12 protein-coding genes and 1 pseudogene are annotated in these 15,688 nt (G+C 70.8%); 8 read left to right on the top strand and 5 right to left on the bottom strand.

From position 1 onward, the window contains the following. Nucleotides 1-55 precede the first annotated feature (55 nt). From ACFVYK_RS12940 to ACFVYK_RS12910, 7 genes are all read left to right on the top strand, one after another. Nucleotides 56-763, top strand: coding sequence for a response regulator transcription factor (locus ACFVYK_RS12940; protein WP_389772370.1), 708 nt, complete (start codon nucleotides 56-58; stop codon nucleotides 761-763). After that, complete coding sequence (locus ACFVYK_RS12935; protein WP_389772368.1) at nucleotides 760-2,127, top strand: ATP-binding protein; 1,368 nt, start codon at nucleotides 760-762, stop codon at nucleotides 2,125-2,127. The genes ACFVYK_RS12940 and ACFVYK_RS12935 overlap by 4 nt, the downstream gene beginning before the upstream one ends. A 176-nt stretch (nucleotides 2,128-2,303) precedes the next feature. Beyond that, on the top strand, nucleotides 2,304-3,770 hold the full coding sequence (locus tag ACFVYK_RS12930; RefSeq protein ID WP_389772366.1) for a cellulose binding domain-containing protein: 1,467 nt from the start codon (nucleotides 2,304-2,306) through the stop codon (nucleotides 3,768-3,770). 245 nt (nucleotides 3,771-4,015) lie between these two features. Further along, nucleotides 4,016-5,332, top strand: a complete 1,317-nt coding sequence (locus tag ACFVYK_RS12925; RefSeq protein WP_389772363.1) for an ABC transporter substrate-binding protein — start codon at nucleotides 4,016-4,018, stop codon at nucleotides 5,330-5,332. A gap of 33 nt (nucleotides 5,333-5,365) precedes the next feature. Then, nucleotides 5,366-6,343, top strand: coding sequence for a carbohydrate ABC transporter permease (locus tag ACFVYK_RS12920; protein WP_389772573.1), 978 nt, complete (start codon nucleotides 5,366-5,368; stop codon nucleotides 6,341-6,343). Then, entirely contained in the window at nucleotides 6,340-7,227 is an 888-nt protein-coding gene (locus ACFVYK_RS12915) for a carbohydrate ABC transporter permease (protein ID WP_389772361.1), read from the top strand. The genes ACFVYK_RS12920 and ACFVYK_RS12915 overlap by 4 nt, the downstream gene beginning before the upstream one ends. 167 nt (nucleotides 7,228-7,394) lie before the next feature. Next, nucleotides 7,395-8,486 (top strand): hypothetical protein, encoded by a 1,092-nt coding sequence (locus tag ACFVYK_RS12910; RefSeq protein WP_389772358.1) that lies wholly within the window; start codon nucleotides 7,395-7,397, stop codon nucleotides 8,484-8,486. 144 nt (nucleotides 8,487-8,630) lie between these two features. On the opposite strand, the gene ACFVYK_RS12905 is transcribed toward ACFVYK_RS12910, so the two are convergent. The 4 genes from ACFVYK_RS12905 to ACFVYK_RS12890 all read right to left on the bottom strand — a co-directional run bounded on the left by ACFVYK_RS12905 (nucleotide 8,631) and on the right by ACFVYK_RS12890 (nucleotide 13,497). Further along, nucleotides 8,631-10,061: a GH1 family beta-glucosidase gene (locus ACFVYK_RS12905; protein ID WP_389772355.1), complete on the bottom strand. Its 1,431-nt coding sequence runs from the start codon at nucleotides 10,059-10,061 to the stop codon at nucleotides 8,631-8,633. A gap of 162 nt (nucleotides 10,062-10,223) precedes the next feature. Then, the gene (locus tag ACFVYK_RS12900; RefSeq protein WP_389772353.1) at nucleotides 10,224-11,141 is read right to left on the bottom strand and encodes a carbohydrate ABC transporter permease; all 918 of its coding nucleotides are present in this window, start codon (nucleotides 11,139-11,141) and stop codon (nucleotides 10,224-10,226) included. 11 nt (nucleotides 11,142-11,152) lie between these two features. Further along, complete coding sequence (locus tag ACFVYK_RS12895) at nucleotides 11,153-12,163, bottom strand: carbohydrate ABC transporter permease (RefSeq protein WP_389772570.1); 1,011 nt, start codon at nucleotides 12,161-12,163, stop codon at nucleotides 11,153-11,155. Between the two features lie 5 nt (nucleotides 12,164-12,168). After that, nucleotides 12,169-13,497 carry an extracellular solute-binding protein gene (locus ACFVYK_RS12890; protein WP_389772350.1) on the bottom strand — a complete coding sequence of 443 codons (1,329 nt, stop codon included), beginning with the start codon at nucleotides 13,495-13,497 and terminating at the stop codon, nucleotides 12,169-12,171. A gap of 415 nt (nucleotides 13,498-13,912) precedes the next feature. On the opposite strand from ACFVYK_RS12890, the gene ACFVYK_RS12885 reads away from it, so the two are divergent. Next, nucleotides 13,913-14,968: a LacI family DNA-binding transcriptional regulator gene (locus tag ACFVYK_RS12885; protein ID WP_389772347.1), complete on the top strand. Its 1,056-nt coding sequence runs from the start codon at nucleotides 13,913-13,915 to the stop codon at nucleotides 14,966-14,968. Nucleotides 14,969-15,001: 33 nt separating this feature from the next. On the opposite strand, the pseudogene ACFVYK_RS12880 reads toward ACFVYK_RS12885, so the two are convergent. After that, nucleotides 15,002-15,573 (bottom strand): annotated as a pseudogene (locus ACFVYK_RS12880) (GNAT family N-acetyltransferase). Between the last annotated feature and the right edge of the window lie 115 nt (nucleotides 15,574-15,688).

Genomic DNA, 15,688 nt, shown 5'->3' with positions numbered 1-15,688 from the left:
CCGAGTTGTCCACAGGCCCGGCTGGGGCTCGCCCGCATGGCGTAGGTTGCGGCGCATGGCAAGTGTGCTCGTGGTCGAGGACGACCAGTTCGTACGCTCGGCGCTCATCCGGCAGCTCACCGACGCCTCGCACACCGTGCGCAGTGTGGGCACGGCGCTGGAGGCGCTGCGCGAAGTCGCCCATTTCCGCTTCGACGTGGTCGTCCTCGACCTCGGACTGCCCGATCTGGACGGCTCCGAGGCCCTGAAGATGCTGCGCGGCATCACGGACGTGCCGGTCATCATCGCCACCGCCCGCGACGACGAGGCGGAGATCGTCCGGCTGCTCAACGCGGGCGCGGACGACTATCTGACCAAGCCGTTCTCGGTGGAGCACCTCTCGGCGAGGATGGCGGCCGTGCTGCGGCGGGCCCGGTCCGGCGCCGGGGAGGCCGCGCCCTCCGGCGTCCTGCGCGTCGGCGGTCTGAGCGTCGACCCGCTGCGCCGGCAGGCCGAGCTGGACGGCGTACGACTCGACCTCACCCGCCGCGAGTTCGACCTGCTCGCCTTCCTCGCGGGCCGGCCCGGGGTCGTCGTCCCACGCCGTGAACTGCTCGCCGAGGTGTGGCAGCAGTCCTACGGCGACGACCAGACGATCGACGTCCATCTTTCCTGGCTGCGGCGGAAGCTGGGCGAGACGGCGGCGAGCCCGCGCTATCTGCACACCCTGCGGGGCGTCGGCGTGAAGCTCGAGCCGCCGGGGGAAGGGGCGCCGGCGCTGTGAGATGGGCTCTGGTCAAGGTCTGCCTGGCGGTCACCGCCATGGTCGTGGTCGCCTTCGCGGTCCCGCTCGGTCTGGTCGTCAAGGAGATGGCGCGCGACCGCGCGTTCTCCAACGCGGAGCGGGAGGCCGCGATCGTGGTGCCGGCCCTGTCCATCACGACGGACCGCGACCAGCTGGAGCGGGTGGTGGCCGCCGCCGGCTCCGACGACGGCATGGCCGTGCACCTGCCGGCGGGCGACGGGCGGGCCGCGGTCGACCTCGGCCGGCGGCGCGCCGCCGCCGCGGACGTCGCGGCCGTGCGGAAACTGGGCCGCGCCTCCACCACGGACGTCCCGGGCGGATCCGCGCTGCTCCAGCCGGTGGCGCTGAGCCTGGGGACCGTGGTGATCGAGGTGTACGTGCCCGAGTCCGAGATGAGCAACGGCGTCGGCACGGCCTGGGCGGTGCTGGCGGCGGTCGGCGTCGCGCTGGTCGTCGGCTCGGTGGCGGTCGCCGACCGGCTGGGGGTGCGCATGGTGCAGCCGGCGAGGCGGCTGGTCGAGGGGGCGCACGAGCTGGGGGAGGGCAAGCTCGGCGCGCGGGTGCCGGAGGAGGGGCCGAGCGAACTGCGCCTGGCGGCGGTGGCGTTCAACTCGATGGCCGATCAGGTGGTGCAACTCCTCGCCAATGAACGGGAGTTGGCGGCCATGTCCCATCGCCTGCGCACTCCCCTCACCGTCCTGAGGCTCAACGCCGCCTCTCTCGGCGACTCCCCGGCCGCCGAGCAGACCCGCACGGCGGTCGCCCAGCTGGAGCGGGAGGTCGACACGATCATCCGCACCGCCCGGGAGGCGAAACCGCAGACGGCGGCCCCCGGCCCCGGCGCCGGCTGCGACGCGGCGGAGGTCGTGCGCGAGCGGATGGCGTTCTGGTCGGCGCTCGCCGAGGACGAGGGCCGCAAGGTGCGCACGGCCGGCGTCGAGCGACCGGTGCGCATACCCGTGGCCCGCACCGACCTGGCCGCCGCCCTCGACGCCCTCCTCGGCAACGTCTTCCGGCACACCCCGGAGGGCACGGCCTTCGCGGTCGACGTCCACAACGGCGAGGACGCGGTGATCGTCCTCGTCTCGGACGCGGGCCCCGGCATACCCGACCCCGAGTCGGCGATGGCCCGCGGCCGCGGCTCGGGCGCGGCCGGCTCCACGGGCCTCGGCCTGGACATCGTCCGCCGCCTCGCGGAGTCGACCGGCGGCGACGTCCGCATCGGCTCGTCGGTCCTGGGCGGCGCCGAGGTCCGCGTCTGGATACAACTGGACGGCCGCGAACCGGTCCGCCGAGGCCGCCGGGGCTCGGTGCGCCGCCGCAGACGGCCGGCGGTCAGGTGACGGAAGGAAGGGCCGCATTGGTCTCGACCTTTAACCGGTCCCGATGCCTTCCTTAAGCGCGGCCTAAGTTCCTCGACTGCCGTCCCTGTCAGGCTTTTTGTCCGTTTCCTGGTCGCTAGCGTGCTGCCGCACTCCCACCCCCCGGGGACCCCGTGAACAGCGAAGGCAGGCACGTCATGAGCACGCACCGGCGCAGGATCAGCGGCAGGAACAAGATCATCGGGGGCGCGGTCGCCGCGGCCGTGGTGGGCGGGGCGGTCGTGCTTGTCACCGGCACCGCGCAGGCGGCCGGGGTCGGGGCCGCCTACACCCGGACCAGCCACTGGACGACGGGTTACACCGCCCAGTACGTGGTGACCAACAACAGCGGCGGGCCCAAGGCCGACTGGAAGCTGGAGTTCGACCTGCCGGCCGGGGCGAGGCTCGGTTCGCTGTGGAACGGGACGTCGAGCGTCGGCGGGCGGCACGTCACCGTGACGCCCCCGAAGTGGGACGCCGACGGGCTCGCCGCCGGGGAGTCCGTCACCGTCGGATTCGTGGTCGAGGGGACCGGGGATCCGGTCGGCTGTCGCGTCGACGGGGCCGCCTGCTCGGCCGACGAGGGAGCGACCCCCGAGCCGAGCGGGCGGCCGACGCGGTCCCCCGGACCCACCGCCCCGGCCACGCCCGCCCCCACGTCCACCGCGACCCCCGCCGCCCCCGCCTCGCCGTCCCCGAACGCGAGCGGCACTCCCGGGACCGGCACCCCCGCCTCCGCCGGCTTCGCGCCCTACGTCGACACCTCCCTCTACCCCGCCTTCGACCTGCTCGCGAACATGAGCGCGACCGGCGTCAAGGACTACAACCTCGCGTTCGTCACGGACGGCGGCGGCTGCACGCCGAAGTGGGGCGGGGTGAGCGACCTCGCGACCGACGGCGTGGCCGCGCAGATCGGGGCGCTGCGGGCCAAGGGCGGCGACGTACGGGTCTCCTTCGGCGGGGCCTCCGGCTCCGAGCCGGCCACGACCTGCTCCTCGGCGGACGCGCTGGCGGCCGCGTACGGGAAGGTGGTGGACGCCTACCGGCTCACCAAGGTCGACTTCGACGTCGAGGGCGGGGCGCTGCCCGACACCGCCGCGAACACCCGCCGGGCCCGGGCCATAGCCGAACTCCAGCGGCGGCACCCCGGGCTCGACGTCTCGTTCACCCTGCCCGTGATGCCGGAGGGTCTGACCCAGGCCGGTGTGACGCTGCTCGCAGACGCGAAGGCCAACGGCGTGAGCATCGCCACTGTCAACATCATGGCGATGGACTACGGTCCCGCTTACAGCGGTGACATGGGCGCCTACGCCGAACGGGCCGCCACTGCCACCCAGGCCCAGGTCAAGAGCGTGCTAGGACTGAGCGACAGCGCCGCGTGGAAGGCGGTCGCCGTCACTCCCATGATCGGCGTGAACGACGTCGCCTCCGAGGTCTTCAGGGTCGAGGACGCCGCACAGCTCGTCGCCTTCGCGAAGTCGAAGGGGCTGGGCCGGCTGTCGATGTGGTCGGCGACCCGGGACGAGCAGTGCGCGGGCGGCGCCAAGAACTCCGCCGACGCCACCTGCAGTTCGATCCTCCAGGCCGGTTCCGCGTTCTCGAAGGCCTTCGCCGCCTACAAGTGATCCCGCGCCAAGTGATCCCGCGTGATCCCGCGCCCAGTGATCCCGCGCCAAGTGATCAAGGAAGTGGAGAAAAGGTGATCAAGGTGTGTCGATTACGTTTCGACAAATGAAAGTGACGGCTCTTGACGCATGACTGGACATACGGCTGTTATTGCGCCACCCAGTGTTCGGTCAAGTTGATTTCTGATCGATTGCGATCAGCTTTCAGCCGTCCTCGTGGCCGAACCCCGCGTCAGGAGCCGTCCATGCCTCATTTCTCCCCCTCCGGCCGCCTCTCCCTCCCCTCCCCGAGCCGCCGCAGCCTGCTGCGCGGCATAGGCGGGGCGGCCGTCCTGGGCGCCGGAATGCCGCTGCTGTCCGCGTGCGGCTCCAGCGGCACGGCCGCCGACCCGAAGACCGTCACCCTCGGCTCCAACGCCTCCGACGCGGTGCCGAAGAAGGCGTTCGCCGAGATCTACGCGGCGTTCAAGAAGCAGTCCGGGATCACGGTCGACGTGAACACCAAGGACCACAACACGTTCCAGGAGCAGATCAACTCCTACCTCCAGGGCACCCCGGACGACGTGTTCAACTGGTTCGCCGGCTACCGCATGCAGTTCTTCGCGGCCAAGAAGCTCGCCACCCCCGTCGACGACGTGTGGCAGAAGATCGGCGGCAACTTCCCCGACGCGATGAAGGCGCTCAGCAAGGGCGAGGACGGCAAGTACTACTTCGTCCCGCTGTACACGTACCCCTGGGCGCTCTTCTACCGCAAGAGCGTCTTCCGGCAGCACGGCTACACCGTCCCCACCACCTGGGACCAGCTCGTCGCGCTCTGCAAGCAGATGAAGAAGGACGGACTGGTCCCGATCGCCTTCGGCGACAAGGACGCCTGGCCCGCCCTCGGCACCTTCGACCAGATCAACTTCCGTACCAACGGCTACGACTTCCACGTCGAGCTGATGGCGGGCAAGGCCTCCTGGACCGACGCCAAGGTCCGCAAGACCTTCGACCACTGGGCCGAGATCCTCCCCTACCACCAGGACGGCGCCGTCGGCCGCACCTGGCAGGACGCCGCCCAGACCCTCGTCTCCAAGAAGGCCGGCATGTACCTGCTGGGCACCTTCGTGGCCCAGCAGTTCACCGACCAGGCCGACGCCGCCGACCTCGACTTCTTCGCCTTCCCCGAGATCGACCCGGCCTACGGCCAGGACACCGTCGAGGCGCCCACCGACGGTTTCATGCTCTCCAAGGCGCCCAAGAGCAAGGCGTCCGCCGTCAAGCTCCTGGAGTACCTGGGCACCCCGGAGGCCGAGGCGATCTACCTCAAGGCCGACCCGAGCGTCGTCGCCGCCTCGTCCAAGGCCGACACCTCCACCTACTCGGCGCTGCAGAAGAAGGCCTACGCGATGATCAGCGGGGCCAAGCACCTCACCCAGTTCATGGACCGCGACAGCCGCCCGGACTTCACCTCGACGGTGATGCAGCCCGCGCTGCAGAAGTTCGTCCGCGACCCCAAGGGCGTCGACAGTCTGCTGTCCTCGATCGAGCGCCAGAAGAAGACGATCTTCGCGTCCGGCTGAGACCCTCCTGCTGAGCGGATGAGCACCCACACCATGACCGTGGACACCACGAAGTCCCCGGAGGCGGCCGCCGTGCCGCCTCCGGGCACCGCAACCCCGAAGAAGCGGGCCGTGCAGGGCCATCGGCGCCTGCTGACCCGCCGCGACCGGTTCACCCTCGCCCTGATGGCGGGCGTGCCGACGATCCTGCACGTGGCCCTCGTGTGGGCGACCGCGCTGGCCTCGATCGCCCTGGCCTTCACGACCTGGGACGGCATCGGCTTCGACTCGATCAAGTGGGTGGGGCTGGACAACTTCCGCGAGCTGTTCACCAACAACCCGCAGTTCTGGCCCGCCGTCGAGCACAACGTCATCTGGTTCGTCGTGCTGATCCTGGTCCCGACCCCGATGGGCCTGTTCCTGGCGCTCCAGCTGGACAAGAAGATCCGTTTCAGCCGGGTCTACCAGACCGCCTTCTTCCTGCCCGTCGTGGTCTCGCTGGCGGTGACCGGATTCGTCTGGCAGCTGGTCTACAACCCCGACACCGGCCTGATCAACAGCGTCATCGGCGCGAACGAGCCCGGCCACTACATCGACTGGATCGGCGACCCGCACCTGAACCTGTGGGCCGTCCTCATCGCCGCGTCCTGGCGCCACACCGGCTACATGATGATCCTCTACCTGGCCGGCCTCAAGGGCGTCGACCCCGCGCTGCGCGAGGCCTCCGCCCTCGACGGCGCCAACGAGTGGCAGACCTTCAAGAACGTCGTCTTCCCCACCCTGCGCCCCACCAACACCGTCGTCCTCGTCGTCACCATCATCGAGGCGCTGCGCGCGTTCGACCTGGTCTTCGTCTTCAACAAGGGCGCGCAGGGCACCGAACTGCTGTCCATCCTGGTCACCAACAACATCATCGGCGAGTCCAGCCGCATCGGATACGGCTCCGCGATCGCCGTCGTCCTGCTGGTGATCTCCCTCGCGGTGATCATCCCGTATCTGATCGCCACGTTCCGGAAGGAGCGGCGCGCATGAGCACCGTCACCGCCGCTCGCCGGGAGCGCACCCCCCTGCGCCCGGCCCGCGTCCTGCTGCACACGTTCCTCGTCGTCACCGCGCTGGCCTGGCTGGCGCCCCTGCTGTGGGCGCTGTTCGCCGCGCTGCGCCCCTACGCGGAGACCAGCGACAAGGGCTACGTCTCCTGGCCCGACAAGCTGAGCTTCGCCAACTTCACCGACGCCTTCCAGCAGTCGGACATGCTGCACTACTTCGGCAACACGCTGATCATCGCGGTCCCGGCGGTGCTGCTGACGCTGTTCCTGTCGTCGATGGTCGCCTTCTACGTCAGCCGTTTCGACTTCCGCGTCAACCTGTTCCTGCTGCTGGTCTTCACGGCCGGCAACCTGCTCCCGCAGCAGGTGATCATCACCCCGCTGTACCGCCTGTACCTGCTGGTCGACCTGCCCGGCATCACCATGAGCGGCAAGCTCTACGACTCCGCGCTCGGCCTGGTCCTCATCCACGTCGCCTTCCAGTCGGGGTTCTGCGCGTTCGTGCTGAGCAACTACATGCGCTCCCTGCCGCACGAGCTGACCGAGGCGGCCCTCGTGGACGGGGCCTCGGTGTGGCGGCTGTACTGGCAGATCGTGCTGCCGCTGTGCAAGCCCGCGATGGCCGCCCTGGCCACGCTCCTGTCCATCTGGATCTACAACGACTTCTTCTGGGCGATCGTGCTGATCTCCACCGGCGAGAACATGCCGATCACCTCCGCCCTGAACAACCTCTCCGGCCAGTACTTCACCGACCCCAACCTGGTCGCCGCCGGCGCCCTGCTCACCGCGATCCCCACCCTGATCGTGTACTTCGTGCTGCAGCGCCAGTTCGTCAGCGGCCTCACCCTCGGCGCCAACAAGGGCTGAGCCCCTCCTCCCGCGAAAGCTCGGTGACGGTGCCGCCGGGCGGCGTCGCCGTGGTCGGGGAGCCGCACACGAGCCGAGCGGGCAGCGCGAGGCCCTCTTGTCGGCCGGCCGGGGGCCTCCTACTCTGCTCTTCCCACAGGTGTCACCCGTGGACGAGGGGAGCGGAGTTGGCCTCGGTCGCACCGTCCGACGAGGAGATGCTGAAGGCCGTCGAACGGTACGTCTCCCAGCACGGAGCCCCCGTCGACCTCTCGGCACCCGGCGCGGCGGAGGTGTCCTGGCGGTCCCTCTTCGAGTTCCACGTCCTGCGCTCCATCGAGAGCCGGTATGAACGCTCGGCGAGGGACAAGGGCCGGTTCGAGGAGATCACGGCCCGGCCGACGTACTCCGACCTCGCCGCCTACCCCGTGCCGCCGCCCGCCGACCCCGCGAGGACGTACCGGACCAGGCTGGTGCGCGAGGGCTCCGTCGACGAGGAACCGTGCGGCGACTGCGTCGGCGGCAGGAAGACGTGCGGGGCTTGCAAGGGACGCGGTGAATTGCCCTGCCCCGCGCACGTCGAGTGCGAGGACTGTCACGCGAGCGTCGACGCCTGCTGGGAGTGCGACGGCACGGGAACGCCCCGTACCCGCCGGCCGCGTGCCGGCAGCCGGCCCCGCGGCCCCGACGCCCGGGAGCGGGTCGCCTGCCGGCGCTGCAAGCGCCGGGACGTCGCCTGCCCGACGTGCCACGGCGAGACGATGGCGACCTGCCCGGACTGCAACGGGACGGCGTCGACGCCCTGCACCGAGTGCGGGGGCTCGAAACACACGGTGCACCAGCGCTGCGGCGGCGCCGGCCGCTTCACCGTGTGGAGGGAGGGGGTCGTGGCGCACACTCCCGACCCCGACGCCGTGCGGATCCCGGGGCCGCAGTTCGCCTGGCTGAGGACGGAGACCCTCGGCGAGAGGATGCGCGCCGAGACGACCGGCGTCACCGACAGGCTCCCGGACTTCCTGGAGGACGCCCACCGGGAACTCATCGCCCCCTACCTGCCTGCCAGGAAGGGCGAGGTGGCCCGCCGCATGACGTTCAGCTACCTGCCCCTGGCCCGCGTGCTGGTGCGCGCCCACCCGGACCGCGTCTACTACGCCTTTCCCGCCGCCACCGGCATCGAGGTGGTCCGCCGCCCCAGCCGGGACCGCGTCACCGCGCTGGCCTGGGCCGCGGTCGCCTTCGCCGCCCTGGTCGCCGTCGTGTCGTTCACCGTGCTGCGGTGACGCGCGGCGCGGCCCGGCCGCGCCGCCCGGCCCCCGGGGCGCGGGACGGCCGGGGCGCGGGACGGCCGAGGCGCGGCAGGCCCCCCAGCCTGCCGCGCCCTCCCCCTGCCCCCCCCGGGTCAGGTGGTCGTGTGGTCAGGCCCGTCAGGCCGTCTCGACCTCCGGCAGCGCCCCCGTCTTCGCCGCCCTGCCGTACCAGTACGCGCTCGACTTCGGGGTGCGGGCGAGCGTCGCGTAGTCGACGTACACCGCCCCGAACCGCTTCTCGTAGCCGTACGCCCACTCGAAGTTGTCGAGCAGCGACCAGAGGTAGTAGCCGCGGACGTCCGCGCCGTCCGCGATCGCGCGGCGCACCGCCGAGAGGTGACCGTGCAGGTACGCGATGCGCTCCGGGTCGTGGACGCGGCCGTCCGCGTCGGGCTTGTCGTCGTAGGCCGCGCCGTTCTCCGTGATGTAGAGGGGCAGGCCCGGGGCCTCCTCCGCGTAGCGCATGATCAGCTCGTGCAGCCCGGTCGGGTCGATCGTCCAGCCCATCTCCGTGCGCTCGCCCGGGGTCTGGTGGAAGGCCACGTCGTCCGCGCCCGGCCAGGGGGAGTGGTCGCTCGCGCCGTGGCCGTCCGAGCGCGGGCCCTTCGGCTCCGCGTCCGCCGCCGAGACGAGGGTGGGCGTGTAGTAGTTCAGGCCCAGGGCGTCCAGCGGCTGGTTGATGCTGCGCAGGTCGCCGTCGTGGACGAACGACCAGTCCGTCAGCGACGAGGTCGCCGCCAGCAGGGTCTGCGGGTAGGCCCCCTTCAGGATGGGGCCGTGGAAGACGCCGTTGGCGAGGTCGTCGATCTTCTGGACGGCCGCCAGGTCCTCGGCGTTGCCCGGGGACAGCGGGCGCACCACCGACGAGTTGAGGCTGAGCGCCACCGCGTTGCGGGTCGGCATGACCGAGCGCAGCGCCGAGGCGCCCAGACCGTGCGCCAGGTTCAGGTGGTGGGCCGCCTTCAGCGACGCCGCCGGATCGGTGCGGCCCGGCGCGTGCACCCCGGACGCGTAGCCCAGGAACGCGCTGCACCACGGCTCGTTCAGGGTGATCCAGTTCTCCACGCGGTCACCGAGCGCCTCGCCGACGATCTGCGCGTACTCGGCGAACCGGTAGGCCGTGTCCCGCTCCGGCCAGCCGCCCGCGTCCTCCAGCTCCTGGGGGAGGTCCCAGTGGTAGAGGGTGACGGCCGGCTTGATGCCCTTGGCGAGCAGCTCGTCGACGAGACGGCGGTAGAAGTCCAGGCCCACCTGGACCGCGGGCCCGCGGCCCGTCGGCTGCACCCGGGACCAGGAGATGGAGAACCGGTACGCCGTCAGGCCGAGATCGGCCATCAGCGCGACGTCGTCGCGGTAGCGGTGGTAGTGGTCGACAGCGATGTCGCCGGTCTCGCCGCCGGACGTCTTGCCCGGCGTGTGGCTGAAGGTGTCCCAGATCGACGGTGTGCGGCCGTCCTCCCGCACCGCCCCCTCGATCTGGTAGGCGGATGTCGCGGCGCCCCAGAGGAAGGCGGGCGGAAAGGTCACCGGATTGGCGGGCTCGGGCATGGAAGCGCTCCCAAGGAAGGTCGTCGCAGGTCGTCGAGGTCGTCGAGACCGACGGAGGTCGGGGGAAGGGTGTGGAGGGGGCCGGGGCTGCGGTGACCCGGCCCCCGGGACGTCACGGACGGGAGGGCGTCGTGCGGAGCCGCGCGGTGGACCGGCGCGTCCTCAGCCCTTCACCGCGCCCTGCATGATGCCGCCCACGATCTGCTTGCCGAAGACCGCGAAGACGAGCAGCAGCGGAAGGGTGCCCAGCAGCGCGCCCGCCATGATCAGGGACTGGTCCGGGGTGTAGCCGCGGCCGAGGCCCGCGACCGCCACCTGCACGGTCGGGTTGCCGGTCTGGCTCAGCACCAGGAACGGCCACAGGAAGTCGTTCCAGGTCTGGACGAACATCAGCATGCCGAGCACCGCCATCGCGGGACGCGCCGCGGGGAACACCACGTGCCACACCACGCGCCAGCTGCTCGCGCCGTCCACCCGCGCCGCCTCGATGATCTCGTCGGGCAGCGCCTGGATGAGGTACTGCCGCATGAAGAACACGCCGAACGCGCTCACCAGGGACGGCAGGATCACCGCCTGCAGCTGGTCCGTCCACTCCAGCTTGGCGACCAGCATGTACAGCGGGATGATGCTCAGCTGCGGCGGCACCATCATCGTGCCGATCACGATCAGCATCAGCGCGCCGCGGCCCCGGAACCGGAGCTTGGCGAAGGCGAACCCGGCGATCGTCGACAGGAAGACGATCGTCGCCGCCGACGTTCCCGCCACGATCGTCGTGTTGACGAACGCCTTGCCCAGGTTCGCGTCGTTCCAGGCCACGTCCAGGTTGTGGAAGAGGTTGGAGCCGAACACGAAGGGCGGCGGGTTCTGCGCCAGCCGGTTGTTGTCGCGGGACGCGGCGATCGCCGTCCACACCAGCGGGAACAGCGAGACGATGGTGAACACGCCCAGGATGACGTAGGCGATCGGGCCGCCGTGCATCTGCCCGCCGGCCCGCGCGGACTTCGGCCGGCGCACCTTCCGGGCCGTCGGCGCGGCGTCCTGGGGTTCAACGGGCTTCGCGGTCGTTGTCGTCGTCGTCACGGCCGGTACTCCTAACTACTGGCGCGCAGCCGGCGCGAGATGACGTAGTTGACGATGCCGACCACGATCAGGATCAGGAACATCGTCCAGGCGATCGCCGAGGCCCGGCCCAGGTGCTGGTTCACCCAGCCTTGCTCGTACAGGTACAGACCCAGCGTCTGGAACTGGTGCTCCGCACCGCCCGACGCGCCCTTGTTGGCGTCGAACAGCAGCGGCTCGCCGAAGACCTGGCTCGCGCCGATCGTCGAGACGACGACCGTGAAGAGGATCGTCGGGCGCAGCGACGGCAGGGTCACGTGCAGGAACTGCTTCCACCGGCTCGCGCCGTCCAGCGCCGCCGACTCGTAGAGATCCTGCGGGATGGCCTGCATCGCGGCCAGGTAGATCAGCGCGTTGTAGCCGGTCCACCGCCAGACGACGATCGAGGAGACCGCGATCTGCGACGGCCACTTGTCGTTCTGCCAGTCGATCGCGTCGACGCCGACGAAGTGCAGCGCCCAGTTGATCATGCCGTAGTCGCGCCCGAAGAGCAGCACGAAGACGAGCGAGGCGGCCGCGATCGACGTCGCGTACGGCGCGAGCATCGCGACGCGGTAGAAGGTCGAGGCGCGCAGCTTGTAGTTGAGGATGTGGGCCAGGCCCATGGCCATCAGCAGCTGCGGAACGGTCGAGATGATCCCGATCGTCAGGGTGTTGCGCGCCGCGTTCCAGAAGAAGTCGTCGTCGAAGATGCGCGTGTAGTTGCGCAGCCCCACCCAGGTCATGTCGGTGGGGTCGGTCAGCTCCACCTGGTGCAGCGAGGCCCAGCCCGTGTAGACGAGCGGGAACAGGCCGAACGCGAGGAACAGCAGGAAGAACGGCGAGACGAACGCGTACGGGCTCCAGCGCAGGTCCCGCTGCCAGCGGCGGGACAGGCGGGCCCGGTGCCGCTGCTCGGCTTCCGTCGGTGCGGCGGGCGGGCGGCCCGGGGCCGCGCCCCCCTCCTTGACGGGGGGCGCGGCGGTGTCGTGGCGGGTGGCCATGCGGGTCACTTGTCCAGGTTGTTGTCGATGGTCTTGGTGGCCGTCTTCCAGGCCTCCTCCGCCGACTTGCCCTTCGTCACGAGGATGACGCCGTTGTCGGTCAGACCCTGCTGGATGATCTGGTCCTTCGGGCCGATCACCTGGACCGGGGCGGTCTTGGCGGCCTGGGAGAAGACCGTACCGATCGGCGAGTCACCGGTCATCTCGTTCTTCGCGCCGGTCACCTCGGGCATGGTGTACGTGCTCGGCGCGCTCGGGAACGAACCCTGCACCTTGAACAGCTTCGCCTGCTGCTCGGGCGCGGTCAGCCAGGTGATGAACGCCTCGGCCTCCTTCACGTGCTTGCCGCTCTTCGGCACGCCCAGGAAGGAACCGCCCCAGTTGCCGGACTTGGGCGCGACGGCCACGTCCCACTTGCCGGCGTCCTCCGCCTTCGCCTTGCCCTTGATGGTGCCGAGCATCCACGGCGGGCAGGCGATGGTCGCGAACTTGCTGTTCGCGATCGTGGTGTCCCACGACTGCTGGAACTGGGTCTGGGACTGGACCAGGCCCTCCGCGGCGGCCTTGGCGGTCAGGTCGAACGCGTCCTTCACGGCCGGGTTCGACTTGTAGATGATCTGGCCGGAGGAGTCGTAGAACTTCTCCTTCTCACTGCTGAGGACGGCGTTGAGGAGACCGCCGGGGGAGTCCATGAAGAAGGTGCCGGCCTTGGCCTTCGCCTTGTACTGCTCGCCGGTGGCGACGAACTTGTTCCAGTCACCGGCCCACAGCTTGCCGACCGCCTCGCGGTCGGTGGGCAGACCGGCCGCCTGGAAGAGGTCCTTGCGATAGCAGAGGGCCATCGGGCCGATGTCGGTGCCGAGAGCGATCGTCTGGCCGTCCTTGGCGGTGGCCTGCGACCACTTCCAGTCCAGCCACTTGCTCTTGTCGACGCCCGAGACCTTCGACAGGTCCTCGAACTTGCCCGCCTGGGTGGCGACGACCTCGGCGATGTTGCCCACCTCGATGGCCTGGACGTCCATCAGGCCGCTGTTGGTGGTGAGGTGGTTGACGAGCGCCGGGTAGTAGTTCTCGTTGCGCTCGGTGACGTTCTCGGCGATCTTGATGTCGGGGTGGAGCTTCTCGTACTCGGTGTAGAGACCGGCCTCCTTGAAGCCCATCGTGCCGAAGAGACCCAGCGTGATCGTCGTCTTGCCCTTGCCGCCGGACGACGAACCGCCGGAGGCGTCGTCGTCGCCGCCGTCGTCGGCACAGCCGGCCAGCAGCCCGGCGCCCAGCGACGCGACGGCCGCGAGGACTACCACCCGGCGGGTGGTTCGGGTACGTGCTCGCATTACGTCCTCCTGTTGCCCTGACGTGCCGACCCCCCGGCCAACTGCATTGTTGGGCCCGTTAGTTACTCGCTGCGGCTCGGGCGGGGAACGTGCGGGATGTGTATGTGTCAGGTACCGTGGGAGCGCTCCCACAGGTGATGTGTTGAAGAGTCGTCGGTTCGGGCGGGGGTGTCAAGGGCGGGAGCGCGGAGAGATGCGTTCAGTTATCGGCCTGTTAACTAACTCGACCGGACAGCGCTTTCCCGCCAGGCTCGGCCGAGACGGAGGGCGCGCCGACCCGGCCGCCGGCCGGGGGCGAGCCTTCGAGGGCCGCCCCGGGCTCCACCTGGCACGGTAGGCCACAGCGGCGACGGACCGGGTGGGCGGGACTGTTAGATTCCAGGCCGGCGCGAAAAACGGCGGGAAGGCGGAGCCCATGGCAAGCCACGGAGCGCGGGGGCGCAGCGGGGGACGGCCGACCCTCGAAGAGGTGGCCGCACGCGCCGGCGTCGGCCGCGGCACGGTTTCCCGGGTGATCAACGGTTCGCCCCGGGTCAGCGACGCGACCCGCGCGGCGGTCGAGGCGGCGGTGGCCGAGCTCGGTTATGTCCCGAACACGGCGGCCCGGGCGCTCGCCGCCAACCGCACGGACGCGATCGCGCTGGTCGTCCCCGAGCCGGAGACGCGTTTCTTCGCGGAGCCGTACTTCTCGGACATCCTGCGGGGCGTGGGCGCGCAGCTGTCCGACACGGAGATGCAACTGCTGCTCATCTTCGCGGGCAGCGACCGCGAACGGCGCCGGCTGGCCCAGTACCTGGCGGCGCACCGGGTGGACGGGGTCCTGCTGGTCTCGGTGCACGCCGACGACCCGCTGCCGGACCTGCTGTCCCAGCTGGAGATCCCGGCGGTGATCAGCGGCCCGCGCTCGGCCGCGGAGACGCTCCCGTCCGTGGACTCCGACAACTACGGCGGCGCCCGCTCCGCCGTCGAGCACCTGCTGTCGCGGGGCCGCACCCGCATCGCCCACATCACCGGCCGCCTCGACGTCTACGGCGCCCAGCGACGGGTCGACGGCTACCGCGACGCCCTGCGCGACGCGGGCCAGGAGGTGGACGAGGGTCTGATCGCCCTCGGCGACTTCACCGAGGAGGGCGGTCACCGGGCGATGCGCGAACTCCTCGCCCGCACACCCACGTTGGACGCGGTCTTCGCCGGTTCCGACGTCATGGCCGCCGGCGCCCGCCGGGCCCTGCGCGAGGAGGGCCGGCGCATCCCGGAGGACGTGGCCCTGGTCGGCTACGACGACTCGGCCATCGCCCGTCACATGGACCCGCCCCTGACGAGCGTGCGCCAGCCCATCGAGGAGATGGGCCGCCGGATGCTGGACCTGCTCCTGACGGAGATCGCGGACCGCCGCCCGGCGGTGTCCCGAGAGCTGGAACGCCGACGCGTGGTCCTGGCCACCGAGTTGGTGGACCGGGCCTCCTCCTGAAGGAGGGCCTGATCCGGGGAGCTCCGGCTGAGCTCAGCCCGGCGGGAGGCCCGGGGGGCGTCGGGGATCCGGGGAGTGCGAGGAGCCCGAGGAGTCCGGGAAGAGCCGGCGGCGCCATCTGATCTCGTCGTCCTGCCGCTCCCTCGTGGGGAGAGCCCGGCCGCCGCCGCCACCGCGGCGGACGCCGCGTGGGCGGGGTGGACATGGGCCACGACCGTCCGCGCGCACCGGTCCCGCAGCCATCCGGCGAGCGAGCGGGCCGCCTCGGAGGCGAGGCCGCGGCCCTGCCAGGGGACGCCCACGACCCAGGCGAGCTCCGCCTCGCCGCCGCCGGTCACCGTCGCCTGGACGGTCCCGGCGAGGCGGCCGTCGTCCCGCAGCCGCAGCACCCGGTTGCACCAGGAGACCGACGGGTCGGGCGAGCCGGCGACGAGTCGCGTGTAGCGCGAGCGCGGCGCCTCGGGGGTGCCGGGCTCGCCGCCGATGAAGGCGTACAGGGCGGGATCGGCGAGGACGGGCGCCAGCTGCGCCGCGTGCTCGACGCGCAGCGGGAGGAGGTCGAGCCGGGCGGTGCGGATCGGCTCGGGGCGGACGGCTGAGCGCATGGCGGCTCCCGGGAAACACATCAGCCGGTGACTTCCCTCGCGGGGAATCACCGGCTGATGTAGCTGGGTGATTTTCGGGACACGTAACCCCGGCATACTTGACCAAAAACAGGTT

This window comes from Streptomyces sp. NPDC058291, from assembly GCF_042880855.1.
Lineage (GTDB): Bacteria > Actinomycetota > Actinomycetes > Streptomycetales > Streptomycetaceae > Streptomyces.
This window is presented reverse-complemented; position numbering and strand designations above follow the sequence as displayed.